Source organism: Streptomyces geranii, from assembly GCF_002954775.1.
Classification (GTDB): domain Bacteria; phylum Actinomycetota; class Actinomycetes; order Streptomycetales; family Streptomycetaceae; genus Streptomyces; species Streptomyces geranii.
In genome coordinates this window covers 126,754-148,271 of sequence record NZ_PJME01000009.1, presented here as the reverse complement: position 1 = coordinate 148,271, position 21,518 = coordinate 126,754, and the positions used below count along the sequence as shown (strand labels likewise).

Here is a 21,518-nt window from a genome sequence, read left to right as displayed (position 1 = left end):
CACTGTCACCGCTCGGCTCAGCCCTCGCTGACGCCCAGCTGCTCCAGGATCAGTTCCTTGACGCGGGCCGCGTCGGCCTGGCCTCGGGTCGCCTTCATGACCGCGCCGACCAGGGCGCCCACTGCGGCCACCTTGCCGCCGCGGATCTTGTCGGCGATGCCCGGGTTGCCGGTGATGGCCTCCTGGACGGCCGTGTTGAGCGCGCCGTCGTCGGAGACGACCTTCAGGCCGCGCTTCTCGACGACCTCGTCCGGGGTGCCCTCGCCCGCGAGGACGCCCTCGATGACCTGACGGGCCAGCTTGTCGTTCAGGTCTCCGGCCGTGACCAGCGCGGTGACCCGGGCGACCTGCTCGGGCGTGATGGCCAGTTCGTCGAGCGAGGTGCCCGACTCGTTGGCGCTGCGCGCGAGTTCGCCCATCCACCACTTGCGGGCGGAGGCCGCGTCGGCTCCGGCGTCGATCGTGGCGACGATCAGGTCGATCGCACCGGCGTTGAGGATCGACTGCATGTCGGTGGCGCTGATGCCCCACTCCTCGCGCAGCCGGTTACGGCGGACCAGCGGCAGCTCGGGCAGCCCGCCACGGATCTCCTCGACCCACTCACGGGAGGGCGCGACCGGCACCAGGTCCGGCTCGGGGAAGTACCGGTAGTCCTCGGCCTCCTCCTTCACGCGGCCCGAGGTCGTCGACCCGGTGTCCTCGTGGAAGTGCCGGGTCTCCTGGATGATCGTCCCGCCGGCATTGAGCACCGCGGCATGGCGCTGGATCTCGAACCGGGCCGCGCGCTCCACGGAACGCAGCGAGTTGACGTTCTTCGTCTCGCTCCGGGTGCCGAACTTCTCGCGGCCGTGCGGGCGCAGCGACAGGTTGACGTCGCAGCGCATCTGGCCCTGCTCCATGCGGGCTTCGGAGACGCCGAGCGCCTTGATCAGCTCGCGCAGCTCGGCGACGTACGCCTTGGCGACCTCGGGAGCGCGCTCACCGGCGCCCTCGATCGGCTTGGTGACGATCTCGATGAGGGGGATGCCGGCGCGGTTGTAGTCGAGCAGCGAGTGCGAGGCGCCGTGGATACGGCCCGTCGCGCCGCCGACGTGCAGCGACTTGCCGGTGTCCTCCTCCATGTGGGCGCGCTCGATCTCCACACGGAAGGTCTCGCCGTCCTCCAGCTGGACGTCGAGGTAGCCGTTGAAGGCGATCGGCTCGTCGTACTGGGAGGTCTGGAAGTTCTTCGGCATGTCCGGATAGAAGTAGTTCTTCCGGGCGAAGCGGCACCACTCGGCGATGTCGCAGTGCAGCGCGAGGCCGATCTTGATGGCGGACTCGATGCCGATCGCGTTGACGACCGGGAGCGCGCCGGGCAGGCCGAGGCAGGTGGGGCAGGTCTGCGAGTTGGGGTCGGCGCCCAGTTCGGTGGAACAGCCGCAGAACATCTTGGTCTTGGTGCCGAGTTCGACGTGGACTTCGAGGCCCATGACGGGGTCGTAGGTCGCCAGGGCGTCCTCGTACGACACCAACTCGTCGGTCGTGGTGGTCACGGTGAAAACTTCCCTCTCAGCCCAGCAGGACGTCGTCGTCGCCCAGCCGCTTCAGCTCGCGGTAGAGGATGGCGAGGCCGGTGACGATGGCGGCGGCGGACACGGCCGCGTCGATGAGGCGCAGCGTGTCGTTCTCCGAGCGGGCCTTCTTGGCCTGCTTGGCGACGCTGAGGGCACCGAACGCGGTGGTCGCGATGGACAGGTACGTGCCGGACTTGGACTTCTTGAAGCCCTTGGCCTTCGAAAGAGCATTGCTCACAGCGACGGAGCCTCCTCTAGCAGCGGGTGCCCCCACTTTTCCACGAAGGCGGCCTCGACAGCAGCACCCACCTTGTAAAGACGGTCGTCCTTGAGGGCCGGGGCGATGATCTGGAGCCCGACCGGCAGTCCGTCCTCGGGTGCGAGACCGCAGGGCAGGGACATGGCCGAGTTGCCGGCCAGGTTGGTCGGGATGGTGCAGAGGTCCGCGAGGTACATCGCCATCGGGTCGTCGGCGCGCTCGCCGATCGGGAAGGCGGTGGTCGGCGTCGTGGGCGACACGATCACATCCACCGACTCGAACGCCTTCTCGAAGTCGCGCGTGATGAGCGTACGGACCTTCTGGGCGCTGCCGTAGTACGCGTCGTAGTAGCCGGAGCTGAGCGCGTACGTGCCGAGCATGATGCGGCGCTTGACCTCGGGGCCGAAGCCCTCCGCGCGGGTCAGCGAGGTGACCTCCTCGGCGGAGTGCGTGCCGTCGTCGCCCGTACGGACGCCGTAGCGCAGGCCGTCGAAGCGGGCGAGGTTCGACGAGCACTCGCTCGGCGCGATCAGGTAATAGGCGGAAAGGGCGAGGTCGAAGGACGGGCAGTCCAGCTCGACGATCTCGGCGCCGAGGTCCTTCAGCAGGGCCACGGACTCGTCGAAGCGCTGGATGACGCCGGCCTGGTAGCCCTCGCCGCGGAACTGCTTGACGACGCCGACGCGCATGCCCTCGACGCTGCCGTTGCGGGCGGCCTCGACGACCGGCGGGACCGGGGCGTCGATCGAGGTCGAGTCGAGCGGGTCGTGCCCGGCGATCACCTCGTGGAGGAGCGCGGCGTCCAGGACCGTACGGGCGCAGGGCCCGCCCTGGTCGAGGGAGGACGAGAAGGCGACCATGCCGTACCGCGAGACGGCGCCGTACGTCGGCTTGACGCCGACCGTGCCGGTGACGGCGGCGGGCTGGCGGATGGAACCGCCGGTGTCCGTGCCGATCGCGAGGGGCGCCTGGAAGGAGGCGAGGGCGGCGGACGAACCGCCACCGGAGCCGCCGGGGATGCGGGTCAGGTCCCAGGGGTTGCCGGTCGGGCCGTACGCGCTGTTCTCGGTGCTCGACCCCATGGCGAACTCGTCCATGTTGGTCTTGCCGAGGATGACGACGTCGGCGGCCTTCAGCTTCCGGGTGACGGTCGCGTCGTACGGCGGGATCCAGCCTTCGAGGATCTTGGAGCCGACGGTGGTCGGGATCCCCTCGGTGGTGAAGATGTCCTTCAGCGCGAGAGGTACGCCGGCCAGCGGGCCGAGCTGCTCGCCGCGCTCGCGCTTGGCGTCGACGGCGCGGGCCTGGGCGAGGGCGCCCTCACGGTCGACGTGCAGGAAGGCGTGCACCTTCGCGTCGACCTCCTCGATCCGGGCGAGGTGGGCCTCGGTGACCTCGACGGCCGTGAGGACGCCGGAGGCGATGTTCGCGGCGGTCTCGGCGGCGGTGAGCCGGATGATGCTGCTGTGGTCCGTCATGGTGATTAGTCCTCCCCCAGGATCTGCGGCACCTTGAAACGCTGCTGCTCCTGGGCCGGGGCGCCGGAGAGCGCCTGCGCGGGGGTGAGCGACGGACGGACCTCGTCCGCGCGCATGACGTTCGTCAGCGGCAGCGGGTGCGAGGTCGGCGGTACGTCTTGGTCGGCGACCTCGCTGACGCGGGCGACCGCGCCGATGATGTCGTCGAGCTGGCCTGCGAAGTGGTCGAGCTCTTCGCCCTTCAGCTCCAGACGCGCCAGCCGTGCGAGGTGGGCGACCTCCTCGCGCGTGATGCCAGGCATGCAGCGATCCTCTGGGGTGAGTTGCGGTGTGGTTTTGGCCCCAATCCTAGGGGGCGGACGAACCACCCCGCGCACGGGTTTGCCACGGGTGGGGTGCGCGGGCGGGAGATCCCGCTGTTATTCGGCGGCGGGCAGGGCCGCCCGGGGCCGCTGCCAGCCCCGCGTCCCCCGCGCCAGCAACCACGCCGTCGCCTCCTCCGGAGGCATTGCCGCGGCGACCAGCCACCCCTGCACCGCGTCACACCCGAGATCCCGCAACCGCTCCCACGTCTCGTCGTCCTCCACGCCCTCCGCGACGACGAGCAGCCCGAGCGAGTGCGCGAGATCGACCGTGCACCGCACGATCTCCGCGTCCTCGGTGTCCACCGCGAGCCGGGCCACGAACGACCGGTCGATCTTCAGTTCGCTCACCGGCAGCCGCCGCAGATGCACCAGCGACGAGTACCCGGTCCCGAAGTCGTCAAGCGACATCTTCACGCCGTGCCCGGTGAGCGCGGCCAGGGTGTCCGCCGCCTTCTGCGGGTCCTCCAGGAGCACGTGTTCCGTTATCTCCAGCTGGAGCGACCCCGCCGGTACGCCGTGCCTGGCAAGGCGCGCGGCTACGGAACCGGCGAAGCCGGGGGTGTGGACGTCACGCGGGGAGACATTGACGGCGACCGGGACGAACAGCTTCTGCGCCCGCCACTTGGCGACCTGCGCCAGCGCCGTCTCCAGCACGTACTCCGTGAGGTGGGGCATCAGCCCGGACGACTCGGCGATCGCTATGAACTCGTCCGGCGGCACCTTCCCGCGCTCCGGGTGCACCCAGCGCACCAGCGCCTCAAGGCCCGCGACCTGTCCGTCGAAGCGCACCTTGGGCTGGTAGTGCAGCTCGACCTCGTGCGCGTCCAGCGCGCGCCGCAGGTCGCCCAGCAGGCCGAGGCGGTCCGGGGTGTTGGAGTCCCGCTTGGACTCGTACACCTCTACGCCCGTACGGTCCCGCTTCGCCTGGTACATGGCGACGTCGGCGCGGCGCAGCAGACCCTCGGCGTCAAGGGCGTGCTCCGGGAAGACGGCGAGCCCCGCGCTGGCCTCCAGGACGAGGGTGAGTCCGTCGAGGTCGAGCGGGGAGCCGAGGACCGTGACCAGGTTGCGGGCGACGCGGGTGGCGGAGGTCGTGGAGTCGACGACCGGCAGTAACACGGCGAACTCGTCACCGCCGAGCCGTGCGGCCTCCGCTCCGCGCGGCAGGGCCAGGCGCAGGCGGTCGGCTATCTGGAGGAGGAGGCGGTCCCCGGCGAGATGGCCGAGGGTGTCGTTCACGGAGCGGAAGCGGTCGAGGTCTATGAGCATCAACGCGGCCCTTGCGTCGATGCGTTCGGCATCGTCGAGGGCCGTCCAGGTGCGCTCCAGGAGCCACTGTCTGTTGGGCAGTCCGGTCAGCGGGTCGCGCAGTTGTTCCTCGGCCCGGGCCCTGGCTATCCACAGGGTGGAGTCGAGGGCGATGAGGGGGATGGCGAACAGCGGCAGCAGGACCGGCAGGGCGACGGCGACGACGCAGATCAGGGGTGCGATGGCGAGGAGCGCGACCGCGACCAGGCCCTGTCTGACGAGGGCCGAGCGGGCGACGGTGGGCAGTCCGCCGCGCGGGGTGTGCAGATACCAGAGGAGGGTGCGGGTGACCGCGAGGTAGGTGACCGCGACCAGGATCACCTCGGGCGCGGTGTAGACGCTCCAGGTCTGCGGGTTCCACGGGGTCTCGACGGACGGGACCCGGCCGAACACGGCGAGTACGAGCGCCCCGGCGCCGATGCCGAGGATGTCCACCGCGCCGTGCAGGATGCCCTGCCGCCAGCGGTGGCGCCTGGCTATGCCGACCAGGACGACGACGGTGAGGCTGACCATGCCGGCCGGGACCCAGCCGTACAGCAGGAGTACGGCGAGGGTGAGGGCGGCGCCCGATCCGGTGCCGCCCCACCAGCGGGCCCGGCCGAGGGCGACGAGGTGGCCGACGATGACGCCGGTGAGGACGGCGAGGGCCCAGCCCGCGGTGCCGGAGGGGAAGAGCGCGTTGTGCCCGGTGAAGCCGCGGTAGAGGCCGGCGCCGAGGACGAACCCGCCCGCCGCGACGACGGCCGCGGGCAGCGCGGGCCAGGACAGCTGGCGTTCGGGGTCCTGGGCGTGGAGCCGGGCCGCGCGTTCCTCGGCGGAGAGGTGGGCCGTCAGCTGGGGGGCCATCTGGGCGGAGACGCGGCTGTCGGCGACGATGCGCCGACCGGTGCCGCTCCGGCCGCTCCCGCCGACCGGTCCGGTGCTCCGGCCGCCGACGCCCGCCCGCTCCAGGAACCGTGCAGTGCGACCGGCCGGACTCGGTTCGCAGCCGGGTTCGGGTTCGGGGCGGCGGGTGAGAAGGGCGGAACCCCGGCGCCAGGCGCCGGATATCCGGCCTCCGCGCAGCCTTGAACGAGGGGCGGCGCTATCGGTCGGTTCCATTCCCGTCCCTCTCACAGCCGGCTGTGCCCACGCCACGCGGTCCGATGTCCGCCGAAGTCCGACGGGACCGCGTCCGAACCACATCCGGGCACGGCAGGCGCATACGTCAACAGTAGGCCGCAGAAGGCTTCCACGGGCAGCGGTCGTCGACGGTTGCCCGAATGCGACCCGGCCACCCGTATGCATCTGGTATGCGCCGATCGGGTGGTCTTCAACCGCTACTCCTCTGCCGGAAGTGTCTCTTCGGTCGGAAGTGCCGCTTCGGCAGCGGCCTCTGGTCCTTGTTCGAGCAGGACGGCGAACCCGGCCTCGTCCAGGACGGGCACCTTCAACTGCATGGCCTTGTCGAACTTCGAACCAGGATTGTCACCCACAACCACGAATGACGTCTTCTTCGAAACAGAACCGGTCACTTTTGCTCCACGGCTCTGCAGCGCCTCCTTCGCGCCGTCCCGCGTGTGGTGTTCGAGGGTGCCGGTGACGACGACGGTGAGCCCTTCGAGCGGGCGCGGCCCCTCGTCCTCGCCGGAGCTCTCCTCCACCATCCGGACCCCGGCGGCCCGCCACTTGCGCAGGATCTCCTGGTGCCAGTCGACCGCGAACCACTCCTTGAGCGAGGCCGCGATGATCGGCCCGACCCCGTCCGTGGTCGCCAACTCCTCCTCGGAGGCCTGCTCGATCCGCTCGATCGAGCGGAATTCCCGGGCCAGTGCCTCGGCGGCGACCGGCCCGACATGCCGGATCGACAGCCCGGTGAGGACCCGGGCGAGCGGCCGGTCCTTGGCGGCAGCGATGTTGGCGAGCATCGAGACCGCGTTCTTCCGGGGCTCGCCCTCCTGGTTGGCGAAGACGGTGGCGATCTTCTCCTCGCCGGTCTTCGGGTCCCGCTTGGGCAGCCCGCTGTCCTGGTCCAGGACGTACGCCTTGATGGGCAGCAGCCGCTCGATGGTGAGGTCGAAGAGGTCGCCCTCGTCGAGCAGCGGCGGCTCGGACGGCTCCAGCGGCTTGGTGAGCGCGGCGGCGGCCACATAGCCGAAGTTCTCGATGTCGAGACTCTTGCGCCCGGCGAGATAGAACAGCCGCTCTCTCAACTGGGCCGGGCAGGTGCGGGCGTTGGGGCAGCGGAGGTCGATGTCGCCCTCCTTCATGGCCCGCAGCGGCGTACCGCACTCGGGGCACTCGGCGGGCATCACGAAGGGCTTCTCCGTGCCGTCGCGCAGGTCGGCGACCGGGCCGAGGATCTCCGGGATGACATCGCCGGCCTTGCGCAGCACCACGGTGTCACCGATGAGTACGCCCTTGGCCTTGACGACCTCCTGGTTGTGCAGGGTGGCGAACTCGACCTCGGAGCCGGCGACGGTGACCGGTTCGACCTGGGCGTACGGCGTGACGCGGCCCGTACGCCCCACGCCCACGCGGATGTTGATGAGCTTGGTGTTGACCTCCTCGGGCGCGTACTTCCAGGCGATGGCCCAGCGCGGGGCACGCGAGGTGGACCCGAGCCGCCCCTGCAGCGGGATCTCGTCGAGCTTGACGACGACGCCGTCGATCTCGTGCTCCACGGAGTGCCGGTTCTCGCCGTAGTACGCGATGAACTCCCGTACGCCGTCGAGGTCGTCGACCACCTTCCCGTACCGCGTGGTCGGCAGCCCCCACTCGTGCAGCAGGGTGTAGGCGGCGGAGAGGCGGGTCAGCGGGTCGAAGCCCTCCAGGGCGCCGATGCCGTGGACGACCATGTGCAGCGGGCGGGTGGCGGTGACGCGCGGGTCCTTCTGGCGGAGCGAACCGGCCGCCGCGTTACGGGGGTTGGCGAAGGGCTTGTCGCCGTTCTCGACGAGCCGGGCGTTCAGCTCGGCGAACTTGTCCATCGGGAAGTAGACCTCGCCGCGGATCTCCACCAGGTCCGGGACGCGGTCGCCGGTCAGCCGGTCGGGGATCTCGGCGATCGTACGGACGTTGGGCGTGATGTCCTCGCCGGTGCGGCCGTCACCGCGGGTCGCCGCGCGGGTGAGACGGCCGTGCTCGTACGTCAGGTTGACGGCGAGGCCGTCGACCTTCAGCTCGCACAGGAAGTGGTGCTCGGAGGCGCCGACGTCCTTGTGGACGCGCTCGGCCCAGGCAGCCAACTCCAGGTCGTCGAAGGCGTTGTCGAGGGAGAGCATGCGGGAGCGGTGCACGACGGAGGCGAAGTCCGTCTCGTACGCGCCCGCGACCTTCTGGGTCGGGGACTCGGGGGTGCGCAGCTCCGGATGCTCCTCCTCCAGCGCCTCCAGTGAGCGCAGAAGCCTGTCGAACTCCGCGTCGCTGACGACCGGAGCGTCGTTCACGTAGTACCGGAAGCGGTGTTCCTCGATCTGCTCGGCGAGCTGGGCGTGCCTGTCGCGCGCCTCGGCGGGCACCGATGTGGACTGTGCGTGCTGTTCGCCGGCCACCGTGTTTTCCTCCCGTTACTCTGGGTTGTCCGCGAGTGATCTCGCCGCCTGGGCGCAGTGGGCGAGTGCCTTGTGTGCGTACTGCGGGGAAGCGCCCGCGAGTCCGCACGCCGGGGTGACCGTGACCGCCTCCGCGAGCAGCCCCGGACGCAGCCCCAACCTGCGCCACAGCGACCTGACACCACTGACGCTACCGGCAGGGTCTGACAATGCGGTGTCCGTCCCCGGCACGACACCGACGAAGAGCCGCGTACCGCTCTCGACGGCCTCGCCGATCACGTCGTCGTCACGCTCGGTGAGAAGCGAGAAGTCGAAGGAGACGGCGGCGGCGCCGGCCCGGCGGAGGAGGGCGAAGGGGACGTCGGGGGCACAGGAGTGGACGACGGTCGGCCCGTCGGAGTGCACGCCGAGAACGTCCCGGAGGGTCGCCTCGACGACCTGCCGGTCGGCGGAGCGGTGGGTGCGGTAGCCGCTGGCGGTCTTCACCTGCCCCCGGAGTACGGCGATGAGGGAGGGTTCGTCGAGTTGCAGGACGAGTTGGGCGCCGGGGATGCGGCGGTGCAGCTCGTCGAGGTGGAGGCGGAGCCCTTCGGCGAGGGAGCCGGCGAGGTCGCGGCAGGCGCCGGGGTCGGAGAGGGCGAGTTCGCCGTTCCTGAGTTCGATGGCGGCGGCGAGGGTCCAGGGCCCGACGGCCTGGACCTTGAGCCGGCCCTCGTACCCCTGGGTGAACTCCTCCAGCGCGTCGAGGTCCTCGCCGAGCCAGGAGCGGGCGCGCTTGGTGTCCCGCCCCGGGCGGTCCCCCAGCCGCCAGCCGCTGGGCTCCACGCGCGCGTACATCTCGACGAGCATGCCGGCGGTACGGCCGATCATGTCGGCGCCGGGGCCGCGGGCGGGCAGTTCGGGGAGGAAGGGGAAGTCCTCGAAGGACCCGGTGGCCGCCTTGACGGCTTCCCGGGCATCACCGCCGGGGAGGGAACCGATGCCGGTGGCGGGGCCGAAGGTGGGGTTTGGGTTCACGTGGGGAAGCGTACGGAGTCGGGGGGCGTGGTTTTCTCGCCCCCGCCGCCCCGACCCGTCCCATCCCGTTCCTGGGGGCTGCGTATTCAGCCCCTCCGGCGTTTGAGGAGCGGGGGTTCGGGGGCGGAGCCCCCGCGGACGGGAACGGGTAGGGGCGGCGGGGGCGAAAAAGACCTGGTCAGCTGCCCGGGCGTACCGTCACGTCGTTGATCTCCGCGTCCCGAGGGAGGTCCAGCGCCAGCAGGATCGTCGTTGCCACCGACTCCGGGTCGATCCACTTCGACGCGTCGTACTCCTTGCCCTCCTGCTGGTGCACCTTCGCCTGCATCGGGCTCGCCGTGCGGCCGGGGTACACCGTCGTCACCCGTACCCCCGCGCCCCGTTCCTCCTGCCGGAGCGAGTCCGCCAGCGCCTTCAAGCCGTGTTTCGACGCCGCGTACGCCGACCAGTTCGCCCCCGCGCTCAGGCCCGCGCCCGAGTTGACGAAGATCACCTGGCCCTGGGAGAGGCGGAGTTGGGGCAGCAGGTGCCGGGTCAGTTCGGCGGGGGCGATCAGGTTGACGTTGAGTTGGTGGCGCCAGGATTTGGGGGTCAGGTCGCCCACCGGGCCCAGGTCCACCACGCCCGCGATGTGCAGCAGGGAGTCCACCCGGTCCGGCAGCGTCTGGTGCGAGAACGCCCAGGACAGGCGGTCGGGGTCCGACAGGTCGCCGACCAGGGTCCGAGCCCCGGGGAACTCCGCCGCCAGTTCCTTCGCCCGCCCCGCGTCACGCGCGTGCAGCACGAGTTCGTCCCCGCGCGCGTGCAGCCGCCGCGCGACCGCCGCACCGATACCCGAACCCGCCCCGGTGATCACATGAGTAGCCATGCCCGCCATGCTCGCATCACCCGCTCACCCGCTCACCCGCCCGGCGCTCAGGCCACGCCCTGGCTCTCCTCCAGGTACGCCAGCGCCCCCACCGCCTCCTCCGCGAAGAACACCAGGTCGGTCAGCGGGCGGGGCAGGAAGCCCTCCGCGTCCATCCTGCGGAGCTGTTCCTTCAGGCCGTCGTAGAAGCCCGCGGTGTTCAGCAGCACCACCGGCTTGTCCGACTTGCCGTGCTTCTTCAGTTCCAGGATCTCCGTGGCCTCGTCGAGCGTTCCGGTGCCGCCGACCATGATGACGACCGCGTCCGCCTTCTCCAGGAGCAGGCGCTTGCGTTCCGCGAGGTCCTTCGCGATCACCATCTCGTCCGCGACCGGCCGCGTCCTCGCCGCCAGGAACTCCACCGAGACGCCCACCAGCCGGCCGCCCGCCTCCTGGACGCCGTCCGCGACCACCTTCATCAGACCGACGTCCGAGCCGCCCCAGACCAGGGTGTGCCCGCCCTTGCCCAGCAGTTTCGCGAACTCGCGCGCAGGGCGGGTGTAGCGGTCGTCCAGGTCGGCGGCGGAGAGGAAGACACAGATGTTCATGCGGTCACCGTACGCGGGAACATCCCGGGCCCTCCAAACGCTTTTCGGGTATGGCTGACAGGGCTCAAGGACACACGATCACCATCGAGCAGACCTCCGACCGCGTCCGCGCCGTCCACGGCGACGAGGTGCTCGCCGAGAGCGAGCGGGCCCTCGTCCTGCGGGAGACCGGCTGCCCTCCGCGGTACTACTTCCCCGCGGAGGACGTCCGCCTCGACCTGCTGACGCCCTCCGAGACCCACACGTACTGCCCCTTCAAGGGCACGGCGTCCTACTGGTCCCTCCCGGACGCCGCCGACCTCGTCTGGGCGTACCCCGAGCCGAAGCCCGAGGTCGCGTCGATCAAGGACCACCTCTGCTTCTACGAGGTGCAGACCGCCTAGTCCCCTACCGTTTCTCCTACTTCTGCTTCCTGCTACTTCCTACTTCTCCTCCACCGGCTCCGTCACGAACCGCACCCCGGCCTCCAGCTTCCGCGCCAGTGCCTGCGCCTCCTCCGGGGTGTCCGCGCCGACCGCGATGTGGCCGACCCGGTTCCCGACCGAGCGGTGCGGCTCGACGACGGTGCCGGGGGTGATCGCCAGTTCCGCGTGCAGCACCGCCGGGTGGGCCAGCACCTCGTCCCAGCCCTCGATCGCCAGCAGGCGTCCCGGCGGCGGGGTCAGGAAACGGATCGCCGAGCCTCGTACGGGCTTCAGGGCCGCCTTGTCGACCGGGTTGCCCAGGACGTCGTCGTAGACCAGGCCGAACCACTCCAGGCCCGGGATGACGTGCGGCAGCATGCGGTGGATCCAGCCGCCCGCATTGCGCACATGGACCTCGCCCAGGACGACGCCGTGCTCGGTCCACCACAGCTCGACATGGAACTGGCCGAAGCGCAGGCCGAGGGCCGTCAGCGCCGCCTCGACCTGGCGTTCGATCTCGGTGGCCGTCGGCTCGGGCAGGATCGCCGGGATGACGTACTCGATCTCGAAGAAGTTGGGCGGTGGAAGCAGTTCCTTCGAGGTCAGGGCGAGGATGTGCGGGGCGCCGCCGAGGAAGACGCCCTCCGCGCTGTACTCGGTGCCCTCCACGAACTCCTCGACGATGAAGGAGACTTCGCCGCCGGAGCCGTCGTCGCCGCCGTGTCCGGCCGGCAGGAAGTCCAGTGCCGCCGCCAGTTCCGCCGGGCCGTCGATCCGCGTCACGCCCTCGCTGCCCATGGCGTCGCGCGGCTTCACCACCCAGGGGCCGGTCGAGCCGGCCAGGAACCCGCGGGCCTCCGGCTCCGTCGCGCAGACCCGGAAGCGGGGCTGGCGGAATCCGGCGGCGGCCAGATGGGCGCGTGCCTCGTCCTTCGTACGGACCCGGTGCACCGCCTCCGGCGCGTTGCCCGGCAGACCGAGCGCGTCGGCGACCTCGGCGACCGCCTCCTGTGCCATCTCCCGTACGCCGAAGACGACTTCGTAGCGGTCGCCCGCCGAGGTGCGTTCGCGGACCCATTCGGCGCTGGCGCCGCGTACCGAGAAGTCGACCGCCGAGACCGTGTCCGCGAGGGCGTTGACCGTGGGGGTGGCGGGCAGGGTCGCTTCCTGGTTGGTGAGGTGGATGGTCAGGCCGCGTGCGCGGGCCTGCCGCAGCGCGTTCTCGACGACGTCCACGGCGAGGGTGGCGTCTCCTGCGCCGCCGACGAAGAGGAGGTGAGGGCTGCTCGCCTCGGCCATGTCTGCTCCCGGGTGGTGAAGTTGCTTGCGGTGGTGGGGTTTTGGGGCCTGTGCGCAGGCGTGTCCGCGCTCAGGACGTGGTCAGCAGGAGCTTGCCCGTCGTGGCGCGGCTCTCCAGCAGGCGGTGTGCCTCGGCCGCGTCGGCGAGCGGGAGTTCCGCGTGGATCAGCGGCCTCAGCACCCCGGCGGCCAGGTACTCGAAGACGGCGCCGCCTGCCGCGCGGAGGGTCCGGGCGTCGTACACGTAGTCCTTCATCGTGGGGCGGGTCAGGAACAACGAGCCGCCGCCCCGTAGGAGTTCGATGTCCAGCGGTGGCACGGGACCGCTGGACAGCCCGCACAGGGCGAGCGTGCCCCGGCGGCCGAGGCTGCGCAGGCTGGTGAGGTGGGTCGTGGCGCCGACCGAGTCGTAGACGACCTGCGCGCCCTGACCGTCCGTCACATTCCTTACCGCGACGTCGAATTCGTCGTAGCCGAAAGTGTGGTGGGCGCCCGCCTCGCGGGCCACCGCCTGCTTCTCGGGGGTCGAGGCGACCGCCACGACCGTCGCCCCGCGCGCCGCCGCCAGCTGGACCAGGAGCCGGCCGAGACCGCCCGCCGCCGCGAGGACGACCACGGTGTCGCCCTTGGCGACCGGGTGCGTCTCGTGGGTGAGGTAGTACGCGGCGAGGCCCTGGAGGGTCACCGCGGCGGCCTCGGTGAGGTCGACGCCGTCCGGCACCGGGATCAGCTTGGCCTCGGGGACCACCGTGTACTCGGCGTAGGCGCCCAGTTGGGAGGCGTACGCGACCCGCGCACCCGGCGCGAACCCGCTCACGCCCTCGCCGACCGCCTCGACCACACCGGCGGCCTCCTGGCCCGGGGTGAACGGGAGTTCGGCGGGATAGGTGCCGTCGCGGTAGTAGACGTCGATGTAGTTGACGCCTGCGGCGGTGTTGCGGACCAGTGCCTGACCGGGGCCGGGGACCGGCGACTCGGTCTGCTCCAGGCGGAGTTCGGACGGGCCGCCGGGCCGGGTGACGCGGATGGACTGCATGGTTCTCTTCCCACTCCTGGGTCAGGTGCTCGTGCTTGTACTGGTACTTGTGCTGGTACTGGTGCTCGCGCTGGTGCTTTCGCCGAAGACGCCGAGGAAATAGTTGATGTCGGACGTCAGCCCCTTCACCATGTCCCCCAGCCGGGACCCTCCGCCCACGGCGAGCGTCTGCTCGTTGCGCCTGCGCGTGCGGTCGGAGAAGGGCAGGGAACCCGAGGCCAAGTAGCGTATGGCACCGTCGCCCGCCCGGCGCGGAATGACCGCCGAGCGTGCCGAACGGCTCGCGCTGAACGGGATGTCGAGCCGTCCCTCCGCGAACGCGGCCGGAATCTCCTTGTGCAGATCGCTCGTCGAGAGGATCGGTTCGACGATCTCGGCCACCTCCCGCAGGATCCACTCCAGTTCGGTGCCGATGCGGTCCTCGTCGAGCTTGATGAAGTCCAGGAGGGGGGAGTTGGCGCGCGAGGCGAGCAGCAGTCCGTCGATGTTGGCGCGGGTGTCGGGGATGCCGTGCGCCTCCTGGTAGGTCTTGCTGATCAGCTTGCTCGCGCCGCCGAGCCGGGCGACGAGGGCGCCGTAGAGGATGAGGTCCTCGGCGTGGGGCCGCAGTTTCGGGAAGACGCCCATGAACTCGTGGAGCACGGCGTGCACTTCGACGTCGTCGGGCAGATAGCGGGCCGCGAGGCGCGGGATGGCGCGCAGGGCGGCCACGTCCTGCTCGAAGTGGCCACCCTGCGGATAGGCGACGGAGATGCAGCGCACGCCCTCGCGCGCCGCCGCCACCGCCTCAAGGACGCTGATCGCGAGGGAGATGGACGGCGGCACGAGTACGGCGGTCAGGGTGCCGAAGGTCTCGCGGTCCACCACCAGTCCGTGCCGGGCCAGTTCACCGCACCGGGCGTCCACGTCCCGCCAGGCGGCGAGCGACTCGGCGAGCGGGACGTCCTTGCAGTAGGGCAGGTTGTACGAGATCCCGCCGCCCTCGAAGGAGGTGATGCCGGACGCCACCGTCACCTCGAACAGCAGCCGTGCGTCGGGCGTCCCGTGCCGGATCTCCAGCGGCGCGGCCACCGCCTCGTTGAGCTGACGCCCCTTCACCCAGCCGTGGGTGACCAGCGGATACCCGTTCAGGTCGGCCGGGTTGCGCTCCAGAACCCGGCGGGCGCTGTCGAACTGCTTCAGCCGGGTGTACGAGTCGATGGTGAGCGTGAGGATGTCGGGCCTGGCGTGTCGCTCCAGGTCCTGGAGCAGGGTCGTCATCTGGGCGTGCGAGCCGACCCCGCACCTGGGTTGCAGCGCGAGCCGCCCCGCCGCCCGCGCGGCCCCGAGCACCTCAGCGACGGTGGGTTTCCCCAACTGCCGTACGTAGGCGACGGATTCGGCGAGTTCGGGGAGCGGCTCGGGAGTGTCGCCGCTCATGAGGCGGCGACCGGGGCCGCCGTCGTGCGGCGGGCCCGCAACTCGTCGAGGACCAGGGAGAGTTCGTCGAGGTCGGACAGGACGACGTCGACGCCGAGCGCGTAGAGCCGCTCGTGGTCGGCGGCGCCCTTGTAGCTGCCGACGGAGAGGTTGCCGCCGAGGATCACCGGGCAGCCGAGCCGGCCTGCGGCGCGGGCGGTGGGCAGGTCCTGGAGGTCGGCGTGGGCGTGGCCGTTGAGGCTGCCGATGATGACGGCCTCGGCGTCCGGGTGGTCGGCGTGTGCTTCGGCGAATTCGGCGACCGAGGTGCAGGCGCCGAGATTGACGACCTGGAATCCTTCGGCGCGCAGCGCGTGGGCGATGAGGTGATTGGCCACGACGTGACTGTCACTGGCCGCCACCCCGAGAATTACCGTACGAACCTCTGCTTCTTTTCCCGCTTTTCCTTTTCCCGCTGTTTCTTTTCCTGCTTTTTCTTCGTTCTGCCGCATGGTGAGCCCCCGGGATCTTCGGACGGAATCGTGGGAATGGTGTTCAGTCGTCGAACGCGGCGAACAGTTCCCGTTTGCTGACCTCGCGAAGGCGCGCGACATTGAATTCCTCCGGGTCGGCCGCGGAGAGCGAGTCGAAGACCAGATTGATCGCGGGTACGAGGCCCCAGGCATGGGTGTAGGGCGGCCAGCCGGGGCTGCCCTTCTCCAGGTCCGCCTGGCGTTCGAAAATGTAGTTCGGCCATTGCGGTGTCGCCGGATACCGGTGATGGAAGTCGTGGACGACGGTGTCGCCGGTGAGGACGAGATAGCGCGCCGGTGCGTGCACGAACAGCATCCGCAGGGACCACACCCCCCAGGCCGCGGCCCTCCGCAGCGGCGGCAGTTCGGGGGTGGGGGCCGCCTCGCCGATGAAGATGGCGTTGGTGAGGCCGCCGAAGTACTCCTTGCCGCGCCTGATCGCGAGGTCCCGGCTCGGGAAGGTGTGCTTGACGCACAGCCGCAGGGTGTTGCTGACCTGGAAGAGCGGGATCAGCGGGACGAACCAGACGATCAGCAGGGCGGGCCAGGTGCCGGTGGCGACGGTGGCCGTGACCGCGGTGGTGTAGAGGACCAGGAAGGACGCCTTCTCGGTGCGCGCCGAGCCGTGCCAGAACGAACGGGCGCGGGCCACCAGGAAGTTCAGATGGAACCAGGGCGACACCAGCTTGCCGAGGACCCGCAGCCACATCTGCCGGCGGGTCATCCCGGGGTGCAGGTTCAGGCTGACCAGGAAGGCCTGGACGGTGGGGTCGCGCAGGGTCATGTGGTGGGCGGCGTGGTGGTCGCTGACGTGTTCGCGGCTGTAGCGGACGAAGTTCTGGATGACCAGGACGCTGGAGGTGAGCCGGCCGATCGCGGTGTCCAGGCGTCGTCTGCGGTACATGTTCCGGTGCGAGCACTGGTGGTAGACCATCATGCGCAGGTTGCGCATGCCGTGCAGGGTGACGGCCCAGCCGACCGGCACCAGCAGCAGCCAGGCGCCGCCCAGCGCGAGTCCGGTGCAGCCGGCGGCGACGCCGAGAGCCATGGAGAGATAGGCCGTCAGTAAGTGAAAGCCGGGCGTCCACCAGGATATGGAACCCTGTCCGGGCAGCGCCTTTCCGGTGAATATGGTGAGTGGGTACTGGGTGAACCGGGGCAGGGCGCGCATGGTTTCGCGGGGGTCCGAATAATCGGCGATGCCTTCGGTCCGGTAGCCACTGTCGATGGCTGCCATCGCACTCCTCTAGGTCAGGGATCTGAGGCGCCTGATATGCGGTGGCCCGGTCGGGTCCGGATATCGGCGCACGAAAGGTCTGTGACTGGGTGCGTGGTTGATCCTGACAGGCGGTCGCCCACAGGGTCAACCTTTTGTTGGAGAAATGAGAGAACAACGGTCGGGAAGAATGTGTTTAATGCGCGCGCGAATTCACGCGGGCGAAGTGGGTGCGTCCTGGGCACGGGCCGGCTCGGGCACGGGGTCGGGCAGGACCCTGCGAGCCCGGACCGGTGAGAGGAAGACCGGCAGGAAGGCCGTCGAGACGAACACCCCGCCCACCCACAACGTGGCCTGGACGCCGACGAGTTCGCCGAGCACACCGGAGATCGCGGCACCGACCGCCAGGGCGCCCGTCAGCAGGAACCGGAACGTCGCGTTCATCCGGCCGAGCAGCGAGCCTGGGGTCATCCGCTGCCGCAGGCTGACTCCGAGCACGTTGTCCATGCCCACCTTGAACATGGCCAAACACCAGCCCACGCCCGCCAGATAGAGCCATGCACCCCGGTCGACCAGCGGCACGAGCAGGCCGGCCGGGGCCAGACAGAGCCCGGCGAGACCGAGCGTACGGCCGAAGCCGAGCCGGGCCGCGATGGGCCGTGCGCTGCGGGCGCCGATCAGCAGACCGATCCCGCCGGCTCCCCAGAACAGGCCCAACGCGGCGCCGGGCAGGTCGAGTTCGCGGACGAACCAGATCGGCAGCATGGTGTTGATGACGGACGAGCCGAGGTTGGCGAGGGCCGCGGTGAGCACCAGTGCCCGTAGCTCCCGGTTGCCGAAGACATGGCGTACGCCCTCGGCGATCTGCGTACGAAGCCGGTTGCCCGCCCCGCTTTTCGCGTTCCCGGCCGGTGGAGTGCGGCGGATCGCGATGAGTCCGAGGCCGGAGGCGAGATAGGTACAGGCCGAGACCAGCACGGCCGCCGGTGCGCTGAGCAGCGAGACGAGCCCGCCGCCCGCGCTGCGGCCCAGGACGTTGCCCGCGGCGATCAGCGTGTTGATGTCGGCATTGGCCTGAACCAGTGCCTCCTTGCCGACCAGTTGGGGCAGCACGCTCTGTGAACCCACGTCGAAGAACACGGTCGCGCAGCCGCTGAGCAGGACGACCGCGTAGAGCTGGCCGAGCGTGAGCGCGTCCAGCCACCAGGCGAGCGGCACGGAGGCGTAGAGCGCGGCGCGGCACAGGTCGGCGGCGATCAGCACCCTGCGGTGACTGAGCCGGTCCACCCAGGCACCGGCCGGCAGGCCGATGACCAGGAAGGCGATCGTGCTCAGGGTGGCAAGGGCGCCGACCTGGCCCGGTCCGGCGTCCAGTGCGGCCACGGCGACCAGGGGTACGGCGACGTAACTGACGTTGCTGCCCAGCTGGCTGAGCGCGGATGCGGTGAACAGCGTGCGGAAGTCGGCTGTCCGCCATGGGGAGTCGGGTCGCATGATCCGTTCGTCCGGTGGGGTCGGTGAAGGCGGCGAGAGCAGAGGGAAAGGGGTGCGCGTGGGCGGGGCGGGAGCGGGTGGGGGGCTCCCGGAGACCTACCCGTGCGCTGGATCCGGCCATGGCGCGGGCCGTCGTTGGGCCTGGCCGGCCGGTGGGTCCGGTGTGCTCCGGCAGAAAGGCGCAATTCCGCGCCCTCTTGGCCGGAAAACACCCGCCGGTTGATTGTTCACTCAAGCCCCCGTTCCGCTTCTTCCTCTTCGGAGTGGCCGAAGACGACCCCTAGAGGATGGCGCCGGAACCTGATCGCCTCCCAGGTTCTTGACGCCATTTCATCGACTGTTCACAGTACTTGGCCGAGCGGTGCAGCATACTTTCGAGGTGCTCGGACGACCGATGGACACTACCCGGTCGGTGCGGTCCGAGTGCAAGGGTCTCCGGTATCTGCGTGTCGCGGCAAGCGGGCAACTGAATTTCCGAAAATCGTTGACAACGACCGAAGACAGATGTGATCGTCGGGGAGGTGCCGAGGGGGCGGCCACCCTTCTGTGCCAGTTTGTTGCGTGCGTCGGAGCGACACCGCGAACCGTACTTGCGACACAGCACACTTCGAATGCGAATCAGCACACACCATCGCCGCCGCAGCCCGATCACCATTCGGGCCGATTGGCGTGGCGTTCTACCGAGCTTCCCTCACCAGGGCCCTGCTCGTTCAGGGTCGCCGACTTCAGTAAAGTTTGGGTGAAAAGCAAAGTGACTGCTCGTACCGCGCTCTTGATCGGTGCCGCCGGGGGCATTCTCTCCGAGGTGGCCAGAGGCCTGGCGAAGGACGGGACCTCACTGGTCCTCTTCGACCGGAACGAGGAGACGGTCACCCGTCTCGCCGACGAACTCGCCGGGGTGACGAAGACCGAGGCCGTGGTCGGTGACATCACCGACATCCCGGCCGCCGAGCGGCAGTTGACGGAGATCGTGGCCAGGCACGCGCCGTCGGTCCTGGTGAACGGCGTCGGCGGCGACACCCGCGTCATCGGCTACGCGGACCTCGACCGGAGCCATTTCGAACAGACCCATCTGGAGAACGTGATCAGCACCTGGATCGCGGTCAAGGTCTGCGCACCCCGGATGGCCGAGGCCGGCTACGGCAGGATCGTCAACTTCGCCTCGGCGGGCGGGCGTACGTACAGCCACTTCAACAACGCGGCGTACGTGGGCGCGAAGGCCGCCGTGATCGGCATGACCAAGCAGCTGGCGTACGAACTGGCCGGCACGGGAGTGGTCGCGAACGTGGTCGCGCACGGACCGATCGCCACCGACCGGGTCGCCGGCGCCTTCGAACGGCGTACCGAGGAGTCGAAGAAGGACGTCCTCGGGCGGCTGCCGATGGGGCGCTACGGCACGGTCGCCGAGGCCGTCGGCAGTGTGCTGCACCTGTGTTCCGAGAGCGCCGGCTACTCCACCGGAGCCGTGATCGACATCAACGGCGGCCTCTACATGTGAGTCCGCGCTACGCGCGTCAGTCCTGATTCTCATCGCAAGGAGCTGGGTGTGGCGAAGTTTGTCGTCGAATTCGAGTACAACGTCGACCGGGCCGGCCGCCAGGGCCTGCATCCGGCGCATGCCGAGAACCTCTACCGGCTGGCCGACAACGGTGTCCTGCTGCTCGGCGGACCGCTCGTCGGCGAGAACTCCGGACTTCTGGTGTACGAAGTCGAATCCCGTGCCGAACTTGATCTGATTCTCGCCGAGGAACCCTATGTCAAGGGTGGTGTGGTGGCCCGGACCCGAATTAAGGAATGGGCGCCGGGCAAGGGGAGCTGGATCACCGAGGGAGCGCACTGATATGACGCAGGTCTCTTTCACCCTCGATTCGCTGCACGCCGGAATTGCCGATCCGGGCATGGACTCCATGCGCATCCTCAGCGAGACGGCACTGCGTTTCCCGGACGCGCTCTCATTCTCCTCGGGAGCGCCCTACGACGGAAACCACGATCTGGCCAATCTCACCTTCTACACCGAGCGCTATATCAAGCACCTGCGCGACAAGGGCCTCCCCGAACAGCGGATCACCCGGCTGCTGTTCCAGTACGGACCCGTCAACGGCCTGATCCAGGACGAGGTCGCCCTGATGCTCAGGCAGGACGAGGGCATCGACGTCCCGCCCGAGGCGATCATGATCACACACGGCTTCCAGGAGGCCGCCCTGGTCGCCCTGCGCGGCCTGTTCGCCTCCCCCGACGACGTGCTGCTGTCGGTCTCCCCCGCGTACGTCGGCATCCTAGGCGCGGCCCGGATGCTGGACATCCCCGTACGGGGCGTCCTGGAGGGCCCCGAGGGGCTCGACCCGGAGGCGGTGCGCGCCGCCGCCCGTGCCGTGCGCGCCGAGGGCAGGCGTCCTGCCGCCCTCTACCTGGTGCCGGACTTCTCCAACCCCTCGGGGACGGTGCTGCCGCTCGCGGCCAGGGAGCGGCTGCTGGCGGTCGCCGCCGAGGAGGACTTCCTGATCCTGGAGGACAACCCCTACGGGCTGTTCGCGCGGGACGGCGAGTCGATGCCCACCCTGAAGTCCCTGGACACCCAAGGGCGGGTGGTCTACCTCGGCTCGTTCGCCAAGTCGGCCTTCCCCGGCGCCCGGCTCGGCTATCTGGTCGCCGACCAGGAGGTCACCGAGGCGACCGGCGCGGGCGGCACCACGCGCACGCTGGCGCAGACCCTGTCCAAGGCGAAGGCGATGTACAGCGTCGGCTCGTCCACCCTCTCGCAGGCCGTGATCGGCGGGTTCCTGGTCGAGCAGGGCTACGATCTGCGGTCCGCGACCCGGGAGTTGGCGGCCGTCTATCTGGAGCGGCTCGACGCGGTGCTGGCCGCGCTGGCGGCGGAGTTCCCGGCCGGCGGCGGCCACGGTGTCAGCTGGAACACCCCGCGCGGCGGCTTCTTCCTGGTGCTGAAGGTGCCGTTCACCGCCGACCTGGCGGCCATGGAGCGCTCCGCCCGTGATTTCGGGGTGAGTTGGGCGCCGATGAGCATGTTCTACCTCGAAGGCGGCGGCGACCGCGAGATCCGGCTCGGCTTCAGCAACCTCGCTCCCGACGCGATCCGGGAGGGCATCGCCAGGCTGGCACGCTTTGTCGCGGACACTCCCCGCGAGATACCCGAATAACCCGAAGGA

19 protein-coding genes are annotated in these 21,518 nt (G+C 69.9%); 4 read left to right on the top strand and 15 right to left on the bottom strand.

Annotation, left to right across the window (positions count from 1 at the left end):
- Nucleotides 1-17: 17 nt before the first annotated feature.
- From gatB to CW359_RS15780, 9 genes are all read right to left on the bottom strand, one after another.
- A complete protein-coding gene (gatB, locus tag CW359_RS15820) occupies nt 18-1,535 on the bottom strand; it encodes an Asp-tRNA(Asn)/Glu-tRNA(Gln) amidotransferase subunit GatB (protein ID WP_105970572.1) in 1,518 nt (505 codons plus the stop codon).
- Between the two features lie 16 nt (nt 1,536-1,551).
- Nucleotides 1,552-1,794 carry a hypothetical protein gene (locus CW359_RS15815; RefSeq protein WP_105970571.1) on the bottom strand — a complete coding sequence of 81 codons (243 nt, stop codon included), beginning with the start codon at nt 1,792-1,794 and terminating at the stop codon, nt 1,552-1,554.
- Nucleotides 1,791-3,293 (bottom strand): Asp-tRNA(Asn)/Glu-tRNA(Gln) amidotransferase subunit GatA, encoded by a 1,503-nt coding sequence (gatA, locus tag CW359_RS15810; RefSeq protein ID WP_105970570.1) that lies wholly within the window; start codon nt 3,291-3,293, stop codon nt 1,791-1,793. Before gatA ends, CW359_RS15815 begins: the two co-directional genes overlap by 4 nt.
- Before the next feature lie 5 nt (nt 3,294-3,298).
- Nucleotides 3,299-3,595, bottom strand: a complete 297-nt coding sequence (gene gatC / locus CW359_RS15805; RefSeq protein ID WP_003966094.1) for an Asp-tRNA(Asn)/Glu-tRNA(Gln) amidotransferase subunit GatC — start codon at nt 3,593-3,595, stop codon at nt 3,299-3,301.
- A gap of 117 nt (nt 3,596-3,712) precedes the next feature.
- Complete coding sequence (locus CW359_RS15800; RefSeq protein ID WP_105970569.1) at nt 3,713-6,067, bottom strand: putative bifunctional diguanylate cyclase/phosphodiesterase; 2,355 nt, start codon at nt 6,065-6,067, stop codon at nt 3,713-3,715.
- Between the two features lie 218 nt (nt 6,068-6,285).
- Nucleotides 6,286-8,499 (bottom strand): NAD-dependent DNA ligase LigA, encoded by a 2,214-nt coding sequence (ligA, locus tag CW359_RS15795; protein WP_105970568.1) that lies wholly within the window; start codon nt 8,497-8,499, stop codon nt 6,286-6,288.
- A 15-nt stretch (nt 8,500-8,514) separates the two neighbouring features.
- Nucleotides 8,515-9,516, bottom strand: coding sequence for a methionine synthase (locus CW359_RS15790; protein ID WP_105970567.1), 1,002 nt, complete (start codon nt 9,514-9,516; stop codon nt 8,515-8,517).
- Between the two features lie 178 nt (nt 9,517-9,694).
- Nucleotides 9,695-10,393 carry an SDR family oxidoreductase gene (locus CW359_RS15785; RefSeq protein ID WP_105970566.1) on the bottom strand — a complete coding sequence of 233 codons (699 nt, stop codon included), beginning with the start codon at nt 10,391-10,393 and terminating at the stop codon, nt 9,695-9,697.
- A gap of 38 nt (nt 10,394-10,431) precedes the next feature.
- Nucleotides 10,432-10,971, bottom strand: a complete 540-nt coding sequence (locus CW359_RS15780) for an LOG family protein (RefSeq protein WP_105970565.1) — start codon at nt 10,969-10,971, stop codon at nt 10,432-10,434.
- Nucleotides 10,972-11,021: 50 nt separating this feature from the next.
- On the opposite strand from CW359_RS15780, the gene CW359_RS15775 reads away from it, so the two are divergent.
- A complete protein-coding gene (locus CW359_RS15775; protein ID WP_105970564.1) occupies nt 11,022-11,354 on the top strand; it encodes a DUF427 domain-containing protein in 333 nt (110 codons plus the stop codon).
- A gap of 39 nt (nt 11,355-11,393) precedes the next feature.
- Here CW359_RS15775 and CW359_RS15770 read toward each other — a convergent pair whose 3' ends face one another.
- The 6 genes from CW359_RS15770 to CW359_RS15745 form a co-directional block, all read right to left on the bottom strand.
- Nucleotides 11,394-12,674, bottom strand: coding sequence for an ATP-grasp domain-containing protein (locus CW359_RS15770; RefSeq protein ID WP_105970563.1), 1,281 nt, complete (start codon nt 12,672-12,674; stop codon nt 11,394-11,396).
- A 70-nt stretch (nt 12,675-12,744) separates the two neighbouring features.
- Complete coding sequence (locus tag CW359_RS15765) at nt 12,745-13,710, bottom strand: quinone oxidoreductase family protein (protein ID WP_105970562.1); 966 nt, start codon at nt 13,708-13,710, stop codon at nt 12,745-12,747.
- A gap of 21 nt (nt 13,711-13,731) precedes the next feature.
- Complete coding sequence (locus CW359_RS15760) at nt 13,732-15,129, bottom strand: methylaspartate mutase (protein ID WP_105970561.1); 1,398 nt, start codon at nt 15,127-15,129, stop codon at nt 13,732-13,734.
- Nucleotides 15,126-15,620, bottom strand: a complete 495-nt coding sequence (locus CW359_RS15755; protein WP_105970560.1) for a cobalamin-dependent protein — start codon at nt 15,618-15,620, stop codon at nt 15,126-15,128. The genes CW359_RS15760 and CW359_RS15755 overlap by 4 nt, the downstream gene beginning before the upstream one ends.
- A 43-nt stretch (nt 15,621-15,663) precedes the next feature.
- Entirely contained in the window at nt 15,664-16,878 is a 1,215-nt protein-coding gene (locus tag CW359_RS15750; RefSeq protein ID WP_105970559.1) for a fatty acid desaturase, read from the bottom strand.
- Nucleotides 16,879-17,070: 192 nt separating this feature from the next.
- A complete protein-coding gene (locus CW359_RS15745; protein WP_105970558.1) occupies nt 17,071-18,351 on the bottom strand; it encodes an MFS transporter in 1,281 nt (426 codons plus the stop codon).
- A gap of 751 nt (nt 18,352-19,102) precedes the next feature.
- On the opposite strand from CW359_RS15745, the gene CW359_RS15740 reads away from it, so the two are divergent.
- From CW359_RS15740 to CW359_RS15730, 3 genes are read left to right on the top strand one after another with little or no spacing between them, the layout of a single operon-like run.
- Nucleotides 19,103-19,849, top strand: coding sequence for an SDR family oxidoreductase (locus CW359_RS15740; RefSeq protein ID WP_105970557.1), 747 nt, complete (start codon nt 19,103-19,105; stop codon nt 19,847-19,849).
- Between the two features lie 48 nt (nt 19,850-19,897).
- A complete protein-coding gene (locus CW359_RS15735) occupies nt 19,898-20,191 on the top strand; it encodes a YciI family protein (protein WP_105970556.1) in 294 nt (97 codons plus the stop codon).
- Nucleotide 20,192: 1 nt separating this feature from the next.
- Complete coding sequence (locus CW359_RS15730) at nt 20,193-21,509, top strand: aminotransferase-like domain-containing protein (RefSeq protein WP_105970555.1); 1,317 nt, start codon at nt 20,193-20,195, stop codon at nt 21,507-21,509.
- Nucleotides 21,510-21,518 lie beyond the last annotated feature (9 nt).